Genomic DNA, 21223 nt, shown 5'->3' on the forward strand with positions numbered 1-21223 from the left:
GAAAATGAAGCGCGTTCAGTCCCACCGAAGCGGCAGACGGGTGCAGGCCCCGACATTGCCGCCCTTCATCCGCACAGGATGCGCCGGGTCCAGGCGGTTGGACGGGATGCCCGCCAGCCACTCCTCCAGAAAGACGATCATTTCCATGCGCGCCAGCCCCGCGCCAACGCAGCGATGCGCGCCCGCGCCCATCGTGCTGTGGCGGGTGGCGTTCAAGCGCCGGTCGAACCGCACCTCATCGGGCGCATCGAAAGCCGTCGCATCCAGATTGTGGAACAGGCTGGGCAGATAGATGATGTCGCCTCGATTGAGCGTCACGCCGTCCACGTCGACATCTTCGACCAGATTGCGGCTGACCGACACCGTGGGATAGCGGCGCAGCAATTCGTCAGCGGCATCGGGAATCAGCGCGGGGTCGGCGCGCAACGCCGCCTGATCGTCAGGATAGCGCGCCAGATGAAGCGCCGCCATGCCGACGGCGGCGACCACCGTGTCCAGCCCGCCAAAGAGCAGGTTGCGGCACATCCGCTGCGCCTCGTCCAGCGTCCAGGGACGACCCGCGACCGGCTCTGACAGGATGCGGCTGAACAGGTCTTCGCCCGGCGCAGCCATGCGCTCGGCAATATAGGGCGCCAGATAGGCGTCGGCCGCGTCGCGCAGTTGCTCGACGGTCATCGACCCGTCCGGGCGAGTCAACTGCGCGCCCAGCGCGCGCAGGCGGGGGCGATCCTCCAGCGGCACGTCGATCAATGTCAGAAAGATATGGAGCGGCAGGATTTCGGCAAATTGCTCGGTAAATTCGCATTGTCCCAGCGGCGCGAGATCGCGCACCAGTTCCCGCGCGACCGCGCGCACCTGGGGTTCCAGCGCGACAATATGGCGGGATGCAAACCCCTTCATCACGGCCATGCGGAATGGCTGATGCACGGGCGGGTCCTGCTGCAACGGGATGAAGCGCATGACATCCCCCAAGCCCGGCGTCACGGCCAGCACCGCGCTCGACAAGCGTCGATTATCGGCCCAGAGGTCACGAACGATGGGTCCAGCCGTCGCGATCCAGTGGCCGCCATTGGCGATCGTCCAGACGATGCCCGGCCCACCCGGGCGCGCCAACGCCTGCCAGGCGGCGAAATAATCCTCCTCCACGCCCGGCGGATTGAAAATGTCGAAATCGACCACTCGATCCGCTGGCACATGCGCCGGTATCGCAGCGTCCATGCTCCTCTCCCTCGCGACGAAGGCAGAGCCTATCGCCCGCCCTGCCACGCGGAAGCTGCGACTTATGGCAGGTCGCTGACGCTGGCAGTCGTCCGGCGATAGAGCAGCATGACATTATTGGCGGGCATGGCAGACAGCTGACATGGACCAAAGCCGTGGCGCTCCGCGAGAAGGCCGGCATCCTCGGCCCTGCGCAGCCCCCAGCGGGAATCGCGCGCGCGCAAGTCGGCATCGAACGCCAGATTGCTGGGCGCGGTCGGCGTGTCGGTGCGAATCCAGGGGCCGTACAGGATCAACGGCGCGCCCGGCGGCAACAGGCGCGCGGCGTGCGTGAACAGCCCGACCGTCGCGTCCCACGGGCTGATATGCGCCATGTTGATGCACAGGACCGCGTCCGCCCGGTCGATTGGCCAGCTGGCCTCGCTTGCATCCAGTTGCAGGGGCAGGCGTAGATTGGGAAGCGCCGCATCCGCTCGCCGGGCCGCGATGGACGCCAGTGCGGTGGGATCAGGGTCTGTTGGTTGCCAGTCAAGTTCGGAAAAGACGGCAGCAAAGTGGACAGCATGCTCGCCACTGCCGCTGGCGACTTCCAGCACTAGGCCGGAGGACGGCAGCATATCGCGCAATTTCGTTACGATATCGTCACGGTTCCGCAGCGTGGCGGGGGCATGACGGCGGGGATCGCATGGTTCAGCGCCCCCCGCCCCCGCCTCACCGGGAACCCAGATCGTCACTCGGCGGCAGCCGCCAAATCCGGCTCACTCCAGCTCAGCACCGGCTTGCGCGCGGCCAGTGTCTCGTCCAGGCGACGGCGCGGCGCATGATAGGGCGCGCCCTTCAGCGCCTCGTCCCCCGCCTTCGCCCGCTCCGCCAGGCTGCGCAGCGCCAGGATGAACTGGTCGAGCGCCGCCTTGCTCTCCGTCTCGGTCGGTTCGACCAGCATCGCGCCATGGACGACCAGCGGGAAATACATGGTCATGGGGTGGAAGCCCTCGTCGATCAGCCCCTTGGCAATGTCGAGCGTGGTGAAGCCATCGGCCAGCCCCTTGTCACTGAACAACGCCTCATGCATGCACGGGCCGCTGCCACCGAAGGGCGCGTCGAGCACATCGTCCAGGCTGCGAAGCACATAGTTGGCGTTGAGCACCGCGTCCTCCGCCACCTGCCGCAGGCCGTCAGCGCCATGGGACAGGATATAGGCGAGGGCGCGAGTGAACATGCCCATCTGCCCGTGGAAGGCGGACATGCGACCGAAACTCTGCGGCATTTCCTCGCCGACATTCTCCTCCTCGATAAGGTGGATCGAGCCGTCTTCCACGCGCGCAGTGTAAGGGAGCGGGCCGAAGGGCGCGAGCGCTTCGGACAGCACGACCGGGCCTGAGCCGGGCCCGCCGCCGCCATGGGGGGTGGAAAAGGTCTTGTGCAGGTTGATGTGCATCGCGTCGACGCCCAGGTCGCCGGGGCGGACGCGGCCGACGATGGCGTTGAAGTTCGCGCCGTCGCAATAGACGAAGGCACCGGCGGCATGGACCGCATCGGAAATCACCTTCATGTCGCGCTCGAAAAGGCCGCAGGTGTTGGGGTTGGTGATCATCACCGCCGCAACATCGGGACCGAGCCGGGCTTTCAACGCTTCAAGGTCGACGCGGCCATCGGGGGTGGCGGGAATATCCTCGACCTTGTAGCCGCAAAAGGCCGCCGTGGCGGGATTGGTGCCGTGCGCGCTTTCGGGCACCAGCACGACCTGGCGCGCGTCGCCGCGCGCTTCAAGCGCCGCGCGGATGCAGAGCAGGCCGCACAGTTCGCCATGCGCACCCGCCTTGGGCGTCATGGCGACGCCGTGCATGCCGGTGAGCTTGATGAGCCAGACGGCCAGTTCGTTGATGACGCCCAGCGCGCCCTGCACCGTTGATTGCGGCTGGAGCGGGTGGATGTCGGCAAAGCCAGGCATCCGCGCGACCTTTTCATTGAGGCGCGGGTTGTGCTTCATCGTACAGGAGCCGAGCGGGAACAGGCCAAGGTCGATGGCGTAATTCTGGCGGCTAAGGCGCGTATAATGGCGCACCGTTTCCTGTTCGGAAAGGCCCGGCAGGCCGATCGCATCTGCGCGGGCAAGGTCGCCCAGGCGATTTTCGCCCTTGGGAGCGACAGCGAAGTCGACGCCTGTGGTGTCAGTCGAGCCGATCTCGAAGATCAGCTTTTCCTCCAGCATCAGCGCGCGGTTTCCGGTGGCGGTGGCGGGGGCCATATGGGCTTCCTCAACGGGCGTGGGGGCGGTGGGGCGGCCTTCCTTGAGCATGGTCATGCCAGTTCCTCCTCAAGCGCCTTGGCAAAGATGTCGATATCCTCCGCCGTCACGGTTTCGGTCACGGCGACGACCAGGCCGTTCCCGATCTGCGGCGCGGTCGGGAAAAGGCGGCCGAGCGATACGCCGCCCAGCACGCCCCGGTCGGCCAGACGGCGGACTACGTCCCGGGCGTCCTTGGGTAGGACCAGCGTGAATTCGTTGAAAAAACTGTCGTTCATCAGCGTCACGCCGGGCAGCGCGGCAAGGCGGTCGGCAGCCTCTACCGCCATCGCGTGATTGAGGCTGGCCAAGGCACGCAGCCCCTTTTCGCCGAGCAGCGTCATATGGATGCTGAACGCCAAGGCACAGAGGCCTGAATTGGTGCAGATGTTCGATGTCGCCTTTTCGCGGCGGATATGCTGTTCGCGGGTGGATAGCGTCAGCACGAAGCCGCGCTTGCCAGCCGCATCGACCGTCTCGCCGCACAGGCGGCCGGGCATCTGGCGCACATATTTCTGCTTGCACGCGAACAGGCCAAGATAGGGCCCCCCAAATTGCAGCCCGACGCCGATCGACTGGCCTTCGCCAACGACGATGTCCGCGCCCATGGCACCTGGCGCCTTGATCGCGCCAAGAGCGACCGGTTCGGTGACGACGGCAACCAACAGCGCGCCGGCGGCGTGCGCCGCGTCCGCCAATGCGGTAAGGTCCTCAATTCGGCCGAGAATATCGGGATATTGGACAACAACGCAGCTTGTGTCCTTGTCGATCGCCGCGATCAGCTTCTGGCTGTCGGTTTTGCTGTCGAGTTCGGGCGTTTCATAGGCCAGATCGTCGCCCGTGAACTTGGCCATCGTCTGCGCGACCGAGACATAATGGGGGTGGAGCCCGGACGAGAGCAGTGCCTTGCCCCGCTTCGTGATGCGCCGCGCCATGACGATCGCTTCCCAGCAGGCGGTCGATCCATCATACATGGACGCATTGGCAACGTCGCAGCCCAGCAGTCGCGCGACCTGCGTCTGGAATTCGAACAGCACCTGGAGCGTGCCCTGCGCGATTTCCGGCTGATAAGGGGTATAGGCGGTCAGGAACTCGCCGCGCTGGATCAGATGATCGACGCTGGCGGGCACATGATGCTTATACGCACCCGCACCCAGGAAGAAGGGCGCTTCCCCGGCCGACAGGTTTTTCCGGGCGAGCGCGGCCATGTGCCGCTCGACCGCCATTTCGCTGGCATGGTCGGGGAGGTTGGGAATCGTGCCGGCCAAACGCGCTTCGGCGGGTACATCGACGAAGAGATCGTCAATGGATGCCGCGCCGATCGTCGCCAGCATCGCCTGCCGGTCGCTGTCGGTAAGGGGTAGGTAGCGCATGTCATTCTCCACTCCCCTCCCTTTTGCGGGGAGGGGCCAGGGGTGGGTGCGATTGCCCGGCAATCGCTGGCATTGCCTGTAAGGTCAGGTCGCAAGGCTTGCCTCGCTTGCCACCCACCCCTTCCCCCTCCCTGTTGGGAGAGGCTTATCCAGGCGTCAAAGGCTGGCCACGAACTTCTTGTAGGCGGACTCGTTCATCAGGCCTTCCAGCTCGCTGGCGTCGGTCAGCCGCAGCTTGAAGAACCAGCCATCTTCTTCGGCGTCGCTGTTGACCAGCGCGGGCTCGTCCTCCAGCGCGCTGTTGGTTTCCACGACTTCGCCCGAGATCGGCGCATAGACGTCCGACGCGGCCTTCACCGATTCGACGACGGCGGCATCGTCGCCCTTTTCAAACGTCGTGCCTTCGGCGGGCAGTTCGACGAAGACGATGTCGCCCAGTTGCTCCTGCGCATAGTCGGTGATGCCGACCGTGGCGATTTCGCCCTCTACGTCGATCCATTCATGTTCGTCGGTAAAATAACGGCTCATATGCATGTTCCCCTTCGCAAAGGTGATGAAATCAGGGCTTGCGGCGATACCGGTGCGGAACGAACGGCATCGGTGCGACCACAGCGGCAATACGCTTGCCGCGCACATCTATTTCCAACGCCGTGTCGATTGCCGAATAAGGCGTACTGACCCAGCCCATGGCAATCGGCGCGCCGATCGTAGGGGCAAAACCGCCCGACGTGACTTCGCCGACCTCGACCGACCCGGCAAATATCCTGGCGCCTTCGCGCGCGGGCAGGCGGCCATCGATGCGCAGCCCCACCCGGCGCGCGCCCGGTCCGTCGGCCAGTTCCTTCATCACGCGGGCATGGCCGACAAAGCCGCCTTCCTCACGCCGGCGCTTCTGGATGGCAAAGCCCAGATCCGCCGCGATCGTGCTGATGGCGGGCGTCAGGTCATGGCCGTATAGCGGCAGACCCGCCTCCAGCCTCAGCGAATCGCGTGCGCCAAGACCGATTGGCTTGACCTGAGGCAGCGCGCAGAGCGCGTCGGCCAGCAACCTGGCATCCTCGCCCGGTACGCTGATCTCAAAGCCGTCCTCGCCAGTATAGCCGGACCGGCTGATCCACAGCGACACGCCGCGCCAGATGAACAGGCCTGATTGCATGAACAGAAGGTCGGCCGTATCCGGGATCAGGCTGGCCAGCGCTTCGCCGGCTTCTGGCCCCTGAAGCGCCAGCAAGGCCTGCTCGTCCATATGGTTCATGGTGACTTCGTCAGGCAGATGCTCGATCATCCAGCCGATATCGTCATATTTGGTCGCACCATTGACGACCATGTAGATGTCCGCCCCGTCGAACGCGCCGTCACCCAGGCGCGACACCATCAGGTCGTCCAATATGCCGCCTTCGTCGTCCAGCAGCATCGAGTAACGCTGGCGAAAGGGCTTCAATCCCTTGATGTCGCTGGGCAGCAGATGCTCCAGCGCGGCGTCGACGCCCTCGCCCGTGAATGTCAGCTGGCCCATGTGGCTGACATCGAACAGGCCGGCATGTTCACGGGTCCAGCCATGCTCGGCCATGATGCCTTCATACTGGATCGGCATGTGATAGCCGGCAAAGCCGACCATGCGCGCACCCTTGTCGCGATGCCAGGCATCGAGCGGCAATGTCTGCAACGGCAGCTCTTCTTCGATATGGGTGACGTCGTCAGTGCCGGACATGGATGCGGCCTCCGTGCATGAGGATATGGCGACAGCGTCATCCTGCTCGATAGGCCGGATTGCTGCACCCCCTCTGTCACGGAACCTGAGAGCTTTGACCAGCGGCCTTGTGGCCGACCAGCTTACCCCTTCGGTGGGACGGGCGAGAAGCGCGTCCGCTTTCCAGAGTGCCTTGCGCGCGATGCGGTCCTTTGGCCTGAGAGATTCCGGGGCGGTTGCTCCTTCGGCGACGGGCTGTGCCTAAAAGGCCCCCCATGCTCTCCCGCATCATGCCCGACGGACGAATCCGCCGGAGACAAACAGCGCATTGCGACAAAGGACGGGGCGCGTCAATCGGCGAGCGCGAGCGCCCCGAAGATTTCCCGATGCCGCTTTTCCGCATAGCGATCGGTCATGCCCGCGATGAAATCGGCGATATGGCGGCTGCGGGTCGGTTCTTCCAGCGCGCACTCGTCGCGCCATTCGGCCGGCATCAGCGCAGGATCATCCTGATAGGCCCGGAACAGGTCGGTGACGATCACCCGCGCCCGATCAGCGGCGGCCAACTGGTCGGGATGATGATAGAGCGTTGCATACATGAACCGCTTGAGTGCGCGTTCCTGCGCGGCGAGGTCGGGCGAAAAACCAACGAGCGTGCGGCCGAGCGCGCGCACATCGTCAACGGTTTCAACCCGCGACTCCGCGATATTCAGCCGGGTCGTTTCCAGCAGATCATTGGCCATCACGCCAATCTGTTCGCGCACCAGTTCGCGCAGCAACCGGTCCTGCGATACGTCGGGATAGCGGGCGCGGACACGGTCCCAGCAAAGCTGGACGAACGGCACCTCCAGCAACTGCTCCAGCGTCAAAAGCCCGGCGCGCAGGCCATCGTCGATATCATGATTGTCATAGGCGATGTCGTCGGAAATCGCCGCAAGCTGCGCCTCCAATGAGGCGTGGCTTGTGAGGTCAAGCGGAAAGAGCGCATTCAATTCCCGCATCGCCCAGCCCGGACGAACGACCGGGCCATTATGCTTGGCCAGGCCCTCCAGCATTTCCCAGCTGAGGTTCAGCCCACGAAACCGCGGATAGGGACTTTCCAGCAGCATCAGCGTGCGCAGCGTATGGGCGTTGTGATCGAAACCGCCATGCTGATCCAGCGCAGCCTCCAGCGCATCCTCCCCGGCATGGCCGAAGGGCGGATGGCCGATGTCATGCGCCAGGCACAACGCTTCCGTCAGATCCTCGTTAAGGCCCAACGTCCGCGCGGTGGTGCGCCCGATCTGCGCAACCTCCAGACTGTGAGTCAGGCGGACCCGATAATGGTCACCATCGGGCGACACGAACACCTGCGTCTTGTGACGCAGGCGGCGGAAAGCGATCGAATGAATGATGCGGTCGCGGTCGCGCTGGAAAATGTCGCGCGGCCCGCGCATCTCCCCGCCCGGTTCGGCATGTAGGCGGCCGCGACTGGCGGCGGGGTGGCAGGCATAGGGGGCGAGCATCGTCATGCCCTGCGCCTTACTCGCCCGCCAGCTTCTCGACTACCTCTCCCGCATCGCTTTTCCACGCGAACACGTCGGCGCCAGCGGCCTTGAGCTTGGTTTCCAGTTCCTTGGCGCGAGTGAAACTGGGGAATGGCCCGACCAGCAGCCGGTTGGTCTGGCCCCAGCCGGCCGTCCACGCATCCTGCGGCGCGATGCTGTCATATTTGCCGCGCAGCCGCTTCATCGTGAAGGCGAGCGCGGACTTGCTCTGCCCTACCCCCACCTGCAACCAGTTGCGCGACGGATTGGCGGCAAGGCGCTTTTTCTCCTCGGCCTCTTTCTTGGCCTTGGCGTCGGCTTCGGCCTTTGCCTTGGCGGCCGCCTCCTTCTTCGCCTTGGCCGCAGCAGCCGCGGCGGCAGCCTGTCGCTCGGCGCGGCGGGCTGCCTGCATGGCCGCGATCTCGTTCAGGTCTACCGCCGCCACGGTCGGCTGCCGTTCCGCATCAGGCACATCGATCGCGCGAATGATGTCGGCGAGCGTGCGCGTGGCTTGCGGGTCGGGCGCGGGAGGCGCGGACGGCGTGGATGCCGCAGCGGGCGGCGGCGACGCCTGGGCCAGTGCGGCGGAATCGCTTTGTGCGCTGGTTGCGGGGGGCGGCGTTGCGGCAGCGGGCGTCCTGCCGTCGATCGTGTCGAAGCCCGGCGCAGGTGGCCCCTGCACCGCCGAAGCAGCAACGCGCGCCGTCAGCTGCGGCGGCGGCGTGGATGCGGATGCGGATGCTGACCTTTGCGCCTGAGGCAAGGGCTGCACCACGGGCTGCGCGGCGCGCGTCGGCAGGGGCTGGACAGTCTGCGCCTGCGCAACTTGCGTCGGCGCGTCAGGTGCAGGGGCGTTGTTCGTCGCACTGGCGGCAGCGGTAGAGGCTGGTTGGCCGGCGGTCGAGAAGCCTGGCGTCGGCGCAGGCGTCGGCGTCCTCTGTGCTCCGGCGCGCGCCAGACGCGCGGCCTCCCGGCGCTGCCGCCGCTGCTCGGCGCGACTAAGGGGACGAGCGCGCGTCGGTGCGGTCTGCGCGGACGCTTGTGCGACTTGCGTGGCAGGCTTGGTCGCGGGTGTTGCCAATGCCATCGTGGGGGGCGGCGCAGTTGGCGTGACGGCCGCGACGGCGGTGCCGACCTGCGAGGGGAACTGCCCGAAATGCACCGCCGCCGCCTTTTGCTGCGCGGTCAGATAGGGCATTTTCTGCATATAGGGGGTGATCGCTGCGGCAAGCTGCGCGGGCATTGCCTGCTCCGCCACTTTCCGGGCATCGGCCTGACGATTGTTCATGGCATAGATGAACGCGCGGTATCGCCATGCGGCGCGGTCGCTCTTGTAGAGCAGCGGCTCCAGCATCTTTTCCGCCGCATCCACCTGCCCGGAAATGCCGAGGGAGGCGGCATAACGGCGGCGCAATTCGGCATTGTCGGGCGACCGCGCCAGGGCGGCCTGATAATCCCGCTGCGCACCCGCCTGATCGCCAGTCAGATCGCGCGCAAGGCCACGTTCCGTCAAAATGCTTGCCTCAGGAAAACCCAGCCGCTGCGCCTGGTCGAACAAGCGGACGGCTTCTGCCGGATTTTGGAGCTTAAGCATGACCCGCGCCAGCCCTGCCTTGATGCGGCCGTTTCCGCTCGCAATCGCATCGGCGCGGGCAAAGAAACCGGCGGCCCCGTGCGGGTCATCCAGCGCGAGCGCGGCTTCGCCCGCGCCGATCAGCGCATCGACATCGCGCGGGTTGGAGGCCAGCCGCGCAAGATTGCTATTGAGGTCGGCAGCACCCAGCGGCCGGACGAGGTCGGCCTGATCGGTCTGAGCAATGGCGGGGGGCGCAAGCAGAAGCGCGCAGAGAATCCAGGGAAGAGACTTAGTCACATTTCCCCCTTAACCGATGCCATGCTGAATGGGAAATCAACGCGAACAAAAAGCGCGCCGGGCCGCACTGGTTGGCCGACGACGCGCTTTCCTGCACAGGAGGCGGACGTCGCCGCCCCTGGCGTTACTGGTTGTTCTGGCGGTTGAGGAACCGGGGAATATCGACACCGGGTGCAGCATCGTCCGAACCGGCGCCGGCCGGCTTTTCCGACCCGCGCGTCAGGCCCGCCATCCGCTCGAACAGCGTGCCGCCGGTGGCTACGCGCGGCGCAGGTTGCGTCGGGGCAGGCGGGGGTGTCGGTGCGGGCGGTTCGGCATTATCGGCGCCCAGCACCAGCTCGTCCTCCTCCATATTGTCGTCGGAGAATATAGCAGCCGGCTTGGGCGGCGAGAAAGGCGTCGCAGCGGGTGTCGGCGCAGCCTGAGGCGCGACAGGCGCTGGAGTCGGTGCTGCCGGCACGTCCAGTTCCAGCGTCTCCGGCTCGGTCGGCGGCGTCGGCGCGGCCTGCTGCGGCGCGGACGTCGGGGCCGGAGCGGCAGTTGCCGGGCGCGCCGTCTGTTGCGGAACGGAAACCGACGGACGGCTCGCGAAGCTGAACGGCTGGGTCAGCGGCGCGGCCTGGCTCCCCACCTCATTGTCGATGCCGGTGGCGACCACCGACACGCGGATCTTGCCGTTGAGATTGTCGTTGAAGGCGCTGCCCCAGATGATGTTGGCATCGGGATCGACCAGTTCGCGGATATGGTTCGCGGCTTCGTCCACTTCCATCAGGCGCATGTCGTCGCCACCGACGATGGAAACGATGACGCCCTTCGCGCCGCGCATCGACACGCCGTCGAGCAGCGGATTGGCGATCGCCTTTTCCGCCGCCTGAAGCGCACGGCCATCGCCCTCCGCTTCGCCAGTACCCATCATCGCCTTGCCCATTTCGCCCATCACCGACCGCACGTCGGCGAAGTCGAGGTTGATGAGGCCCGGCATGATCATGAGGTCGGTGATCGACCGCACGCCCTGTTGCAACACTTCGTCCGCCATCTGGAACGCTTCCTTGAAGGTCGTGTTCGGATTGGCGATCAGGAACAGATTCTGGTTCGGAATGACGATCAGCGTGTCGACATGCTTCTGCAATTCCTCGATGCCGCTTTCCGCCGACTTCATGCGGCGATTGCCCTCGAAGGTGAAGGGCTTGGTCACGACGCCAACGGTCAGGATACCGCGATCGCGCGCAGCCTTCGCGATGACCGGGGCAGCGCCGGTGCCGGTGCCGCCGCCCATGCCGGCCGTGATGAAGCACATATGCGCACCGTTGAGCGCCTCTTCGACCGAGGCGATGGTTTCTTCCGCGGCCGCCTTGCCGATTTCCGGACGCGACCCCGCGCCCAGGCCTTCGGTGATCTGCGGGCCAAGCTGGATACGACGTTCGGCGGGCGAGCTGTTAAGCGCCTGCGCGTCGGTATTGGCGACGATGAAATCGACACCCTCGACCGAAGCGGCAATCATGTTGGCGATGGCATTGCCACCCGCGCCGCCGACACCGATTACCGCGATGCGCGGTTTCAGTTCGTCCACATGGGGCGGGCTGATCTCAATGCTCATATATTCTGCTCCCTCAGCTTCCTCGTCAGGAAGCGACATCGTCATCATTCGTTAACACCAGAAAATAGGGGATTCACCACCTAATTTCGTCTTCGCCAAAAATCGTTCAGTAGTTCGCCTTGATCGCGCGCATCATGCGTTGCCACCAGAGCGGCGTTCCCAGCCGATGCACGGTCTGCGGCGCGGGCGCCATCGTGCGGAGATCAACCGGGTTGGAATGACCGTAAAGCGCCAGCCCCGCCAAGGTTGCAAAGGCCGGACCACTATGCGCTTCGGGCATGGCGGACAGGCCGCGGGGGCGACCGATCCGCACCGCGCGCCCCAGCGCGCCCTGCGCATAGTCGGCAATGCCCTTCATTTCCGCGCCGCCGCCGGTCAGCACCACCTGCCGACCGGTCGAATTGAAGCCCATGCCGGCCAGTGCCGCATTCACTTCGGTCATGATCTGGTTCAGTCGTTCGCAAATCACGCCGACCAGCGCCGCGCGCGTGATCTTGCCGCCTTCCGCATTGGGACCGGCCGCCTGACCCGGAACGGCGACGTCGCCATGGGGCGGCGCGATCTCGATCATCTCGCGAAAATCGCGCGGATTCTGCATTGCCGAGCCGTAGAAACATTTGATCCGTTCCGCCTGGCTACGGCGAATGCCGAAGGAAGAAGCGATATCGTCGGTAATGTCCGATGCACCCATGGGGATCGAATGCAATCCGACCAGCATGCCCCCTGCATAAAGCGAGACATTGGTTACGCCCGCGCCCATTTCCACCAGCGCGACGCCCAGGTCGCGTTCTTCCTCAGACAGGCAGGCAAGGCCCGTCGCGATGGGCGAGGCGACGATGGAATTGACGTTGAGATACGCCCCGCGCACGCACAGGTCGAGATTGGCGAGAGGCGCGCCATCGGCCAGGACGACGTGGATATCGACGCCCAGCAGGTCGGCATGCATGCCCAGCGGCTTCTTGACCGGCACCTTGCCATTGATGGTGAAGCAGGTCGGCTGGGCATGGAGGACGATGCGGCCGTCAGGGTCGATGCCCTGTTGCCCGGTCGTCAGCAGATCGTCGATATCGGGCTGCTCAATGCGATAGCCGCCCATGTCGCGTTCGACCGTGACGACGTCGCTGACTAGGCTGCCACCCGAAAAGCTGACCCACACATCCTCGATATTGGTGCCAGCGACGCGCTCGGCCTGCTCGACGGTTTCGCGCACGGCCAGTTCGGTGCGCTCCATATCCGCGATGAAGCCGCGCCGGACGCCCCGACTTTCCCGCTGGCCCGTGCCCAATATCGCCAGTTCACCCGTATCGGTGCGCCCGGCGATCAGCGCGGACACTTTCCAGGAACCGATGTCGACGGCCGTGATAAGCTTTTCGACCTTGGGCTGCGGCATGGCGCTCAGCCCTCCTCGCCGCTCGACGATGCGGCGGCGCTGGCGGCACCCTCCATCGGCTTTTCCTCCACGCGGCCCTGCGGCAGGCGCAGGACGAACCGATCGGGGTCGCGCATATCGAAGCGGACGATGCCCCGTCCGAGCAGCCGATTGACCCCGTCCATCCGGGCGAAATTGACCAGCGCGGACGCCGATTGCGTGTCACCTTCCGGCAGGGACAGCGTCTCGCCCGACTGGAAGCGCAGGTCCCAGCGGCGATTGCCGACCCAGGTCGCGCCAGCCAGCATAGGTTTAAGCGCGGGCGCATTTTCCATCAGCTTGTTGAGGCCGGCGGTCTGCCGGTTCGCGTTCGGCCCAACGACCAGCGGCAGGTCCGGCATCGCGCTGGCGGAAACCGATTGCAGCACCACGCCCGAGACGTCGATCAGGTGCAACTGCCCGTCATGCTGCCACACGGCGACCGGATCACGCTCGACGATATCGACTACCAGCGTGTCGGGCAGGCGACGCGAAATGCGCGCATCCTTGACCCAGCCGAGTTTCAGCATCTGCTGGCGCACATGGGGCAGGTCGAGCGACAGCATGGATCGGTCCACCTGGCCCAGCGCGATATTATAGACCGGCAGTTCGTCCATGCGCTCGACCCCGCGCACCTCGACCTTCTCCACCTCGAACCCGGCACGCGCGGCCATGTCGGCCGCCTGCTGACGCGCGACGTCCGGCAGGCCCAGATAGATGGAGATGGCGACCAGGATCGCGCCGAAAATGCCCACAATGGCCCAGCTCGCCATGCGCTGGAGCGTAGCTTCGCTGACCGGAAGATGCTCGATCAGCTTGTCGACCCAGCTTTGCCGCTTGAGCGATCGCCCGCGGCCGCCACGGCCAGCGACACTGCCCTTGCTGCTCATGCGGGCAGTGCCGCCGCGCCTTATTCGTGCTTCAGCCATGCCCCTGCCCCGTCCTGTTTGCCGCCCCGGCGCGGTTCAGCGCCTCCTCCACGATCGTTTCGACCAGTGTCGCATAGTCGATGCCCAGCTTCGCCGCCTGTTCAGGCACCAGACTGAGCGGCGTCATCCCCGGCTGCGTATTTACTTCCAGTAGAAAGAGGCCCTCCAGCCCGCGTTCATCATCCCAGCGGAAATCCGCGCGCGATGCACCCTTGCAGCCGAGCAGCTGGTGGGCGCGCAGCGCGATCGCCTTGCAGGCTTCGCTGATCTCGGCGGGAATATCGGCCGGGCAGACATGCTCCGTCATGCCATCGGTATATTTGGCGTCAAAGTCGTAAAAGCCGCTCTTGGGCCGCAATTCGGTAACGAGCAACGCTTCATCCCCCAGTACGGCGGTAGTCAGCTCGCGACCGCGAATATAGGGTTCGGCCAAGAGTTCGGGGAAATCCTGCCACGGTCCCACGGCATCGCGGGCGATCGGATTGCCATAATTGCCTTCGTCCGTGACGATGGCGACGCCCACGGAGCTGCCTTCGTTGACGGGCTTGAGCACATAGGGACGCGGCAGCGGATCGGCGGTGAAAAGGCTTTCGCTCTCCACGATATGGCCGCCGGGCATGGGAATGCCATGCGGCACCAGCGCCTGCTTGGTCAGCTGCTTGTCGATCGCGATGACGGAGGTGGCAAGGCCGCTATGGGTGTAGATGAGGCCCATAAGGTCCATCATGCCCTGCACCGTGCCATCTTCACCGGGAACGCCGTGCAGCGCATTGAAAACCACGTCCGCCTGCGTTTCCGCGAGCCGCTGCGCCACGTTGCGGTCCATGTCGATCCGCGTGACCCGATGGCCGCGCGATTCCAGCGCCTTGGCGACGCCTTCGCCGCTCGACAGCGACACCGGCCGCTCTGCCGACCAGCCACCCATCAGGACGGCGACATGCCATGGGCCGCGCGTCATGCGATTTGCTCCAGACTAAAACCGTTCGGGCTGAGCTTGTCGAAGCCCTGCCCTTCTCGAAGAAAAGTGCAACCCTTCGACAGGCTCAGGGCGAACGGGTTGAGAGTATCGTTCATTTGCTCAACCCCACGCGCTGGATTTCCCATTCCAGCTCGATCCCGCTCTTGTCCCGGACGCGGCGGCGGACCTCCTCACCCAGCGCTTCGATATCGCTGCTGGTGGCGTCGCCGGTGTTGAGCATGAAATTGGTATGCTTCTCGCTCACCTGCGCGCCGCCGATCTGGAGCCCGCGACAGCCGGCCTCGTCCACCAATTGCCAGGCCTTGTGACCATCGGGATTCTTGAAGGTCGAGCCGCCCGTTTTGCTGCGCAGCGGCTGGCTTTCCTCGCGCGCGGCGGCGATGCGGTCCATTTCCGCCTGGATCGCGGCCGGTTCGCCGTTATGGCCGCGGAAGGTCGCGCTGACCACGATCGCGCCGTCGGTCAGATTGGAGTGGCGATAGCTATAGGCAAGGTCGCGGTTGAGCAGCGTCACCTGCTCTCCCGATCGCAACACCACCTCGCATTCCAGCAGGATATCGGCCGTTTCGCGCCCATAGGCGCCGCCATTCATGCGGACGAAGCCTCCCACCGTGCCGGGAATGGAGCGCAAAAATTCAAGGCCCGCAATGCCCGCATCGCGCGCGGTTGACGACACGAGGATGCCCGATGCGCCCGCACCGCAGACCAGGCTTGTTTCGTCCTGCCGATCGACCTTCGCGAAGGCTTTGCCAAGGCGCACGACGACGCCCGGCACGCCGCCGTCCCGCACGATCAGGTTGGAGCCAAGGCCCAGCGCCATGACCGGCATGTCGGGGTCAAGCTGCGCCAGAAAGTCGGACAGATCGTCGGCATCCTGCGGCTCGAACAACCACTGCGCCGTGCCGCCTGTCTTGAACCAGACGAGCGGCGCGAGCGGCGCATCAGGCTTGAGCACGCCGCGGACAGCAGGAAGGGCAAGAGCCGTCATCAAGGCCGCATGCCCCACAGGCTCATCCATTTCTTCATGGCGCTGAGGCCAGCTTCATTCGCCTGGGCTGCGGCGATATTGCCTTCGACCTGGCGCTGCGCCGCCTCCACCATGTCACGCGCGGCTTCCACGCCCTGCATCTGCGCGTCGATCATGCGCTTCTGCATTTCCAGGCCCACGGCAAAAAGCTCGAACATCAGGCGGTTTCCTTGCACTTAGCCGCAATGGCGGGGGCGAGGCCCGCCGCCCATTTGGTGATATCGCCCGCCCCCAGGCAGACGATCATGTCATCGGGCTGAAGATCGGCGGCAAGCTGCGTGGCAAGGTCATCCGCATCGGCAACGGTCGCGGCATGGCGATGTCCGCGCCGCTTCAGACCCGCGACCAGCGCCGCGCTGTCGACGCCCTCTATCGGCGGCTCGCCCGCGGCATAGACGGGCGCGGCATAGACGATGTCGGCGTCATTGAACGCCTGTTGAAACTCATCCATCAGGTCGCGCAATCGGGTGAAACGATGCGGCTGGACGACCGCGACGACGCGGCCCAGCGCCCCTTCGCGCGCGGCGGCGAGCACGGCCTTGATCTCGACCGGATGGTGGCCATAATCGTCGATCACGGTTGCGACGCCATCGCCGACCGAGACCTCCCCCACCTTGGTGAAGCGCCGTTTCACGCCGCCGAATTTTTCAAATCCGGTGCAGATGACGCCATGCGTGATGCCCAGTTGCAGGGCGACGCCGATCGCGGCCAGACTGTTCGACACATTATGCTTGCCCGGCATTGGCAACATTATGTCGCTGATCTTTTCGACATGTCCGTCGCGGTCGCGGATCAGCACGTCGAACAGGTTGCCACCGGGCACCGGCCGCACATTCTCCCCGCGAATATCGGCCTGCGCCGAAAATCCATAGGTGACGATGCGCCGGTCCTGCACGCGCGGCAGGATCGCCTGCACTTCGGGATGATCGAGGCATAGCAGCGCCGCACCATAGAAGGGCACATTGCCGACAAATTCGACGAAGGCGTCCTTCACGCGATCGAAGCTGCCATAATGGTCGAGATGCTCAGGATCGATATTGGTGACGACCGCGATGGTGCCGTCCAGCCGCAGGAAGCTGCCGTCGCTTTCGTCGGCTTCCACCACCATCCAGTCGCTATTGCCCAGACGCGCGTTGGAGCCATAGCTGTTGATGATGCCGCCGTTGATGACGGTCGGATCGACGCCGCCCGCATCCAGCAGCGCCGCGATCATCGACGTGGTCGTGGTCTTGCCGTGCGTGCCGGCAACCGCGACGGTGGATTTGAGGCGCATCAATTCGGCCAGCATTTCCGCGCGGCGGATGACGGGCACCCGGGTTTCGAGCGCCAGTTCGACTTCGGGATTGCCGCGCTTGATCGCGGTCGAGGTCACGACCACGGCGGCATCGCCCAGATTTTCGGCCTTGTGGCCGATCATCACCCTGATCCCCTTGGCCCGCAGCCCTTCCACGACATAGCCTTCGGCGACGTCGGACCCCTGCACGCTATAGCCCAGATTATGCATGACCTCGGCGATGCCGGACATGCCGATGCCGCCGATGCCGATGAAATGGATCGTGCCGATGTCGGTGCCGACACCCTTCATGCGGGAACTCCCTGGAGATTGAGCGTAGTGGGCGTGGGGCCGACCTTGACCGGATCATTCATGATCGGCGCGCGGCCAATGCTTTCCAGCAGGTCCGCCATGTCGCGCGCGGCGTCGGGGCGGCCGCAATTCCAGGCGCGCTTGGCCGCGTTCTGGAGCGCGCCCGGCTCCATCGCCATCTTCTGCATCTGCTTGGCCAGCTCGATGGCGGTGAAGCGGCTTTGCGGGATCGTCCGCGCACCGCCAGCCTGCGTCATTTCACGGGCGTTGGCGGTCTGATGGTCGTCCATGGCGCTCGGCAGCGGGACAAGGATGGCGGGCCTGCCCGCGCAGGTCAGTTCCGCCAGCGTCGACGCGCCGGCGCGCGCGATCACCAGATGCGACCAGCCCAGCTTTTCGGGCACATCGTTAAAATAGGTGGCCAGGTCGGCGGGGATTTCCATCTCCGCATAGGTCTTGCGCACGCGCTCAATATCCTCGGCGCGGCATTGCTGCGTCACCTGCAAGCGGCGGCGCAGCGCGACCGGCAGCATCGACAGGCCTTCGGGCACCACGCTGGACAGGATGGACGCGCCCTGGCTGCCGCCGATGACGAGCACGCGAAACACGCTTTCGTCGGTCAGCGCGGGAAACTCCTCCTCGCGCAACTGCTTGACTTCCTCGCGCACGGGATTGCCGATCAGATGCACCTTGCCGGCGTGCCGGGATTTCAGGCGCGCAACATCAGGATAGGCGGTGGCGATGGCATCCACTCGCCCGGCAAGCAGGCGATTGACCCGGCCCAGTACGGCATTTTGTTCATGGATGGCGGTCGGAATGCCGTCCGCCAAGGCTCCCAGCAGCGCGGGCATGGCGGGATAGCCGCCAAAGCCGACCACGGCGGTCGGGCGGAAGGTTTCGTTGAGGCGGCGAGCCATGGCGCGCCCGGCGAGGATCGCCTTCACCGCGCCCGGCCAGCTTGCCGGGTTCTTCGTCATCCGGCCCGCCGGCATGACATGGACCTGCGCGCTTTCGAAAATGCCGGGTATCTTAGCGCCGCGCTCATCGGTGACGAGGGCGACATGATGGCCGCGCGCCATCAGTTCCTGTGCCACCGCATGGGCGGGTATCATGTGACCCCCCGTCCCGCCGGCGGCGAGGACGAAGTGACGGGAAATGCTCATCGACCACTCCATTTGACCACCGTGTGCCGGCCCATGAAGGGATTGCGCCGCGTGAAGGCGAGCAGCAGGCCGACCCCGATGCAAAGCGCCAGCATAGAGGAGCCGCCATAGCTGATAAAGGGCAGCGTCATGCCCTTGGACGGAAATATCTGCGCATTGACGCCCATGTTGATGATCGCCTGCAACCCGAACTGGGTGGTGAGGCCGGCCGCGGCCAGGATGGTGAAGACGTCTTCTTCGTCCAGCAGGCGCAGCAGCACGCGCACGATGATGGCGAGGTACACGCAGGCGATGGCGATGCAGGCGAGCAGACCGAATTCTTCGCCGATGACGGAAAAGATATAGTCGGTATGCGCTTCGGGCAGGCGGAACTTGTTGAGGCCACCGCCCGGCCCAACACCGGTGAAACCGCCATGGGTAATGGTGCGGAAGGCCAGATCGGTCTGATCCGGGCCGGTGTCCATCTGAACGCCGATCCCCAGAAAGTCGTTGATGCGTTGGCGGCCATTCTCATAGAACATGTAGACGGCGACCAAACCCGCGAGGCCCGCGCCGCCCAGCATCGCGATCCAGCGCATTTCCAGACCCGACAGCAGCAAGAGCGCGCCCCAGCAGGCCATGAAGATCACCGTCTGCCCGAAGTCGGGCTGGCGCATCAGGACGGCGGAAATCAGAAGCGTCAGAGCACCGGTCAGCTGAATGACAGGAAGCTTCTGGTCCTTCGCCCGCAGCGACAGCAGCCAGGCAAGCGTAACCACATAGGCGGGTTTCAGAAATTCGGACGGCTGGAAGCGGAAACCTGGCAGGTCGATCCAGCGCCGCGCGCCGTTCACGGTCGACCCCAGGATCGGCACGAACAGCAGCATCAGGAAGAAGAAGGCGCAGAGGAAAATGGCGAGCCGCCGCGCCTGCGGCCGGGGCAGCATGGAAATGACCAGCATGATCGGCAGGCCGATCATCACCCACATCAGCTGGCGATAGAAATAGAGAAGCGGATTGACCGCGATGTCGGCCGTCGACCGGTCGATCGCGGCGACGGGGGACGCGGCGGCGACCGCGACCAGCCCGATCGCCATCAGCGTCACGATCAGCGACAACAGAACGCGGTCGATTTCCCAGAACCAGATGGCAAGCGCGGTGCGTTCGCGCGGAACCGTGCGGGTGCGAAAACCCTTCACCAGTTCACCGGCCTTCGACATCCCTGTTCCCCTCTTGCTCATCGCCCCTTAAGTCTTTCCTATTCCAGCGCCGCGACGGCCGCGGCGAAGGCATCGCCGCGCGCTTCGAAATCGCGAAACTGGTCGAAACTGGCGCAGGCCGGCGACAACAGCACGACGTCGCCCGGCTGCGCGATGCGCGCCGCGCGGCGGACGGCGGCGCTTAGCATTTCGCTGTCTTCCACCGCCATATGCGGGCGCAGCAGATCGGCGAACATATGCCCCGCTTCGCCGATGGTGTAGGCGTGGGCGACGTTGCCGAAATGGGGGGCGCATTCGTCGAGATTGTCGGACTTGGCGACCCCGCCCAAGATCCAGTGGATGCGCGGCTTTCCATCCTTGGCCGGCCATGCGGCGAGCGCCGGCGCGGTGGAGGCGGCGTTGGTCGCCTTGCTGTCGTTGACGTAGAGCACGCCGTTGAGGGTACGGACCGCCTGCATGCGGTGGGGGAGCGAGGCGTAGCTGGCTAGCGCGTTGGTGATGGTCGACTCGTCAATCCCGAGCGCTTTTGCGACGGCGATGGCGACAGCTGCATTTTGTGCGTTATGTGGCCCCTGGAGCGAGGGCCACCCGAGCTGGTCGGTGGTTTCGATGTCCGATGAGGCAACTGCGATGACGCCTGCCCCTTCGCCGGCGCGCTGGACGGAAGCAAAGATGGACCGGCTTGGCTCATCCTCTGTGGTAATCACCGCTGTCTGGCAGGCCGATTGCATCGAGAACAACCGCGCCTTCGACGCCACATAGCCCTCAAACCCATCGTAGCGATCCAGATGATCCGGCGTGATGTTGAGCAGCACGGCAACGTCGCAGTCCAGACTGTGGGTCAGGTCGATCTGGTAACTGGACAATTCCAGCACATAGATACCCACGCCATGGAGGTTGGGTTCCAGCGGTGGCTGGCTGAGGATCGGCAGGCCGATATTGCCGCCCATGACCGTGGGATAGCCCGCCTGTTCGAGGATGTGATGGATGAGCGCGGTGGTGGTCGACTTGCCGTTGGTGCCAGTGATGCCGACCACCTTGTGCGGCGGCAGCGTCGGGCGGGCGAGCGCGAACAATTCGATGTCGCCAATGATCGGCACGCCGGCCAGTCTGGCCCGCATGGCGATGGGATGCCGATTGAGCGGCACGCCCGGCGACACGACGATGCCATCGAAACCGGCGAGGTCGATCTCCATCGGATCGCCCAATTCAGCCTTTCCTTCGACCAGCGCGCGCGCCTCTTCGCGGCTGTCCCAGGCGACGACGCGCGCGCCGCTCGCCACCAGCGTCTCCACAGTAGCGAGGCCTGAGCGGGCGAGGCCGAGGACGGCGTAGGTCTTCCCTGCAAAGGCGCTGGAAACAATCATCC

At 65.1% G+C, this 21223-nt stretch carries 18 protein-coding genes and 1 riboswitch; all 18 genes read right to left on the reverse strand.

Going from position 1 to position 21223, the window contains the following annotated elements; all coding sequences use genetic code 11:
* Window positions 1–15: 15 nt before the first annotated feature.
* The 18 genes from RLDS_RS45150 to murD all read right to left on the reverse strand — a co-directional run bounded on the left by RLDS_RS45150 (window position 16) and on the right by murD (window position 21221).
* On the reverse strand, window positions 16–1218 hold the full coding sequence (locus tag RLDS_RS45150; protein ID WP_021227040.1) for a cytochrome P450: 1203 nt from the start codon (window positions 1216–1218) through the stop codon (window positions 16–18).
* 62 nt (window positions 1219–1280) lie between these two features.
* A complete protein-coding gene (locus RLDS_RS45155) occupies window positions 1281–1952 on the reverse strand; it encodes a DUF938 domain-containing protein (RefSeq protein WP_021227041.1) in 672 nt (223 codons plus the stop codon).
* Window positions 1949–3523 carry an aminomethyl-transferring glycine dehydrogenase subunit GcvPB gene (gcvPB, locus tag RLDS_RS45160; RefSeq protein ID WP_021227042.1) on the reverse strand — a complete coding sequence of 525 codons (1575 nt, stop codon included), beginning with the start codon at window positions 3521–3523 and terminating at the stop codon, window positions 1949–1951. Before gcvPB ends, RLDS_RS45155 begins: the two co-directional genes overlap by 4 nt.
* Complete coding sequence (gene gcvPA, locus RLDS_RS45165) at window positions 3520–4878, reverse strand: aminomethyl-transferring glycine dehydrogenase subunit GcvPA (RefSeq protein WP_031298547.1); 1359 nt, start codon at window positions 4876–4878, stop codon at window positions 3520–3522. Before gcvPA ends, gcvPB begins: the two co-directional genes overlap by 4 nt.
* A 156-nt stretch (window positions 4879–5034) precedes the next feature.
* Window positions 5035–5406 carry a glycine cleavage system protein GcvH gene (gene gcvH, locus RLDS_RS45170; RefSeq protein ID WP_021227044.1) on the reverse strand — a complete coding sequence of 124 codons (372 nt, stop codon included), beginning with the start codon at window positions 5404–5406 and terminating at the stop codon, window positions 5035–5037.
* Window positions 5407–5437: 31 nt separating this feature from the next.
* Window positions 5438–6589 carry a glycine cleavage system aminomethyltransferase GcvT gene (gene gcvT / locus RLDS_RS45175; protein WP_021227045.1) on the reverse strand — a complete coding sequence of 384 codons (1152 nt, stop codon included), beginning with the start codon at window positions 6587–6589 and terminating at the stop codon, window positions 5438–5440.
* A gap of 174 nt (window positions 6590–6763) precedes the next feature.
* Window positions 6764–6864: riboswitch (glycine riboswitch) on the reverse strand.
* A gap of 54 nt (window positions 6865–6918) precedes the next feature.
* The gene (locus RLDS_RS45180; protein ID WP_021227046.1) at window positions 6919–8079 is read right to left on the reverse strand and encodes a deoxyguanosinetriphosphate triphosphohydrolase; all 1161 of its coding nucleotides are present in this window, start codon (window positions 8077–8079) and stop codon (window positions 6919–6921) included.
* 10 nt (window positions 8080–8089) lie between these two features.
* Entirely contained in the window at window positions 8090–9967 is a 1878-nt protein-coding gene (locus RLDS_RS45185) for an SPOR domain-containing protein (RefSeq protein ID WP_021227047.1), read from the reverse strand.
* A gap of 124 nt (window positions 9968–10091) precedes the next feature.
* Complete coding sequence (gene ftsZ, locus RLDS_RS45190) at window positions 10092–11564, reverse strand: cell division protein FtsZ (RefSeq protein WP_031298549.1); 1473 nt, start codon at window positions 11562–11564, stop codon at window positions 10092–10094.
* Window positions 11565–11670: 106 nt separating this feature from the next.
* Window positions 11671–12954, reverse strand: coding sequence for a cell division protein FtsA (ftsA, locus tag RLDS_RS45195; protein ID WP_021227049.1), 1284 nt, complete (start codon window positions 12952–12954; stop codon window positions 11671–11673).
* Between the two features lie 5 nt (window positions 12955–12959).
* Complete coding sequence (locus RLDS_RS45200; RefSeq protein WP_031298550.1) at window positions 12960–13901, reverse strand: cell division protein FtsQ/DivIB; 942 nt, start codon at window positions 13899–13901, stop codon at window positions 12960–12962.
* On the reverse strand, window positions 13894–14859 hold the full coding sequence (locus RLDS_RS45205; RefSeq protein WP_021227051.1) for a D-alanine--D-alanine ligase: 966 nt from the start codon (window positions 14857–14859) through the stop codon (window positions 13894–13896). The genes RLDS_RS45200 and RLDS_RS45205 overlap by 8 nt, the downstream gene beginning before the upstream one ends.
* A gap of 112 nt (window positions 14860–14971) precedes the next feature.
* Entirely contained in the window at window positions 14972–15868 is an 897-nt protein-coding gene (murB, locus tag RLDS_RS45210; RefSeq protein WP_031298551.1) for a UDP-N-acetylmuramate dehydrogenase, read from the reverse strand.
* On the reverse strand, window positions 15868–16065 hold the full coding sequence (locus RLDS_RS45215) for a hypothetical protein (RefSeq protein WP_021227054.1): 198 nt from the start codon (window positions 16063–16065) through the stop codon (window positions 15868–15870). Before RLDS_RS45215 ends, murB begins: the two co-directional genes overlap by 1 nt.
* Window positions 16065–17492, reverse strand: coding sequence for a UDP-N-acetylmuramate--L-alanine ligase (gene murC, locus RLDS_RS45220; protein ID WP_021227055.1), 1428 nt, complete (start codon window positions 17490–17492; stop codon window positions 16065–16067). The genes RLDS_RS45215 and murC overlap by 1 nt, the downstream gene beginning before the upstream one ends.
* Window positions 17489–18655 (reverse strand): undecaprenyldiphospho-muramoylpentapeptide beta-N-acetylglucosaminyltransferase, encoded by a 1167-nt coding sequence (gene murG, locus RLDS_RS45225; RefSeq protein WP_021227056.1) that lies wholly within the window; start codon window positions 18653–18655, stop codon window positions 17489–17491. The genes murC and murG overlap by 4 nt, the downstream gene beginning before the upstream one ends.
* Window positions 18652–19854: an FtsW/RodA/SpoVE family cell cycle protein gene (locus RLDS_RS45230; RefSeq protein WP_021227057.1), complete on the reverse strand. Its 1203-nt coding sequence runs from the start codon at window positions 19852–19854 to the stop codon at window positions 18652–18654. Before RLDS_RS45230 ends, murG begins: the two co-directional genes overlap by 4 nt.
* Window positions 19855–19892: 38 nt before the next feature.
* Window positions 19893–21221 (reverse strand): UDP-N-acetylmuramoyl-L-alanine--D-glutamate ligase, encoded by a 1329-nt coding sequence (murD, locus tag RLDS_RS45235; protein ID WP_021227058.1) that lies wholly within the window; start codon window positions 21219–21221, stop codon window positions 19893–19895.
* Between the last annotated feature and the right edge of the window lie 2 nt (window positions 21222–21223).

Source organism: Sphingobium lactosutens DS20 (assembly GCF_000445105.1).
In the GTDB taxonomy this organism is placed as follows: Bacteria; Pseudomonadota; Alphaproteobacteria; order Sphingomonadales; family Sphingomonadaceae; genus Sphingobium; species Sphingobium lactosutens.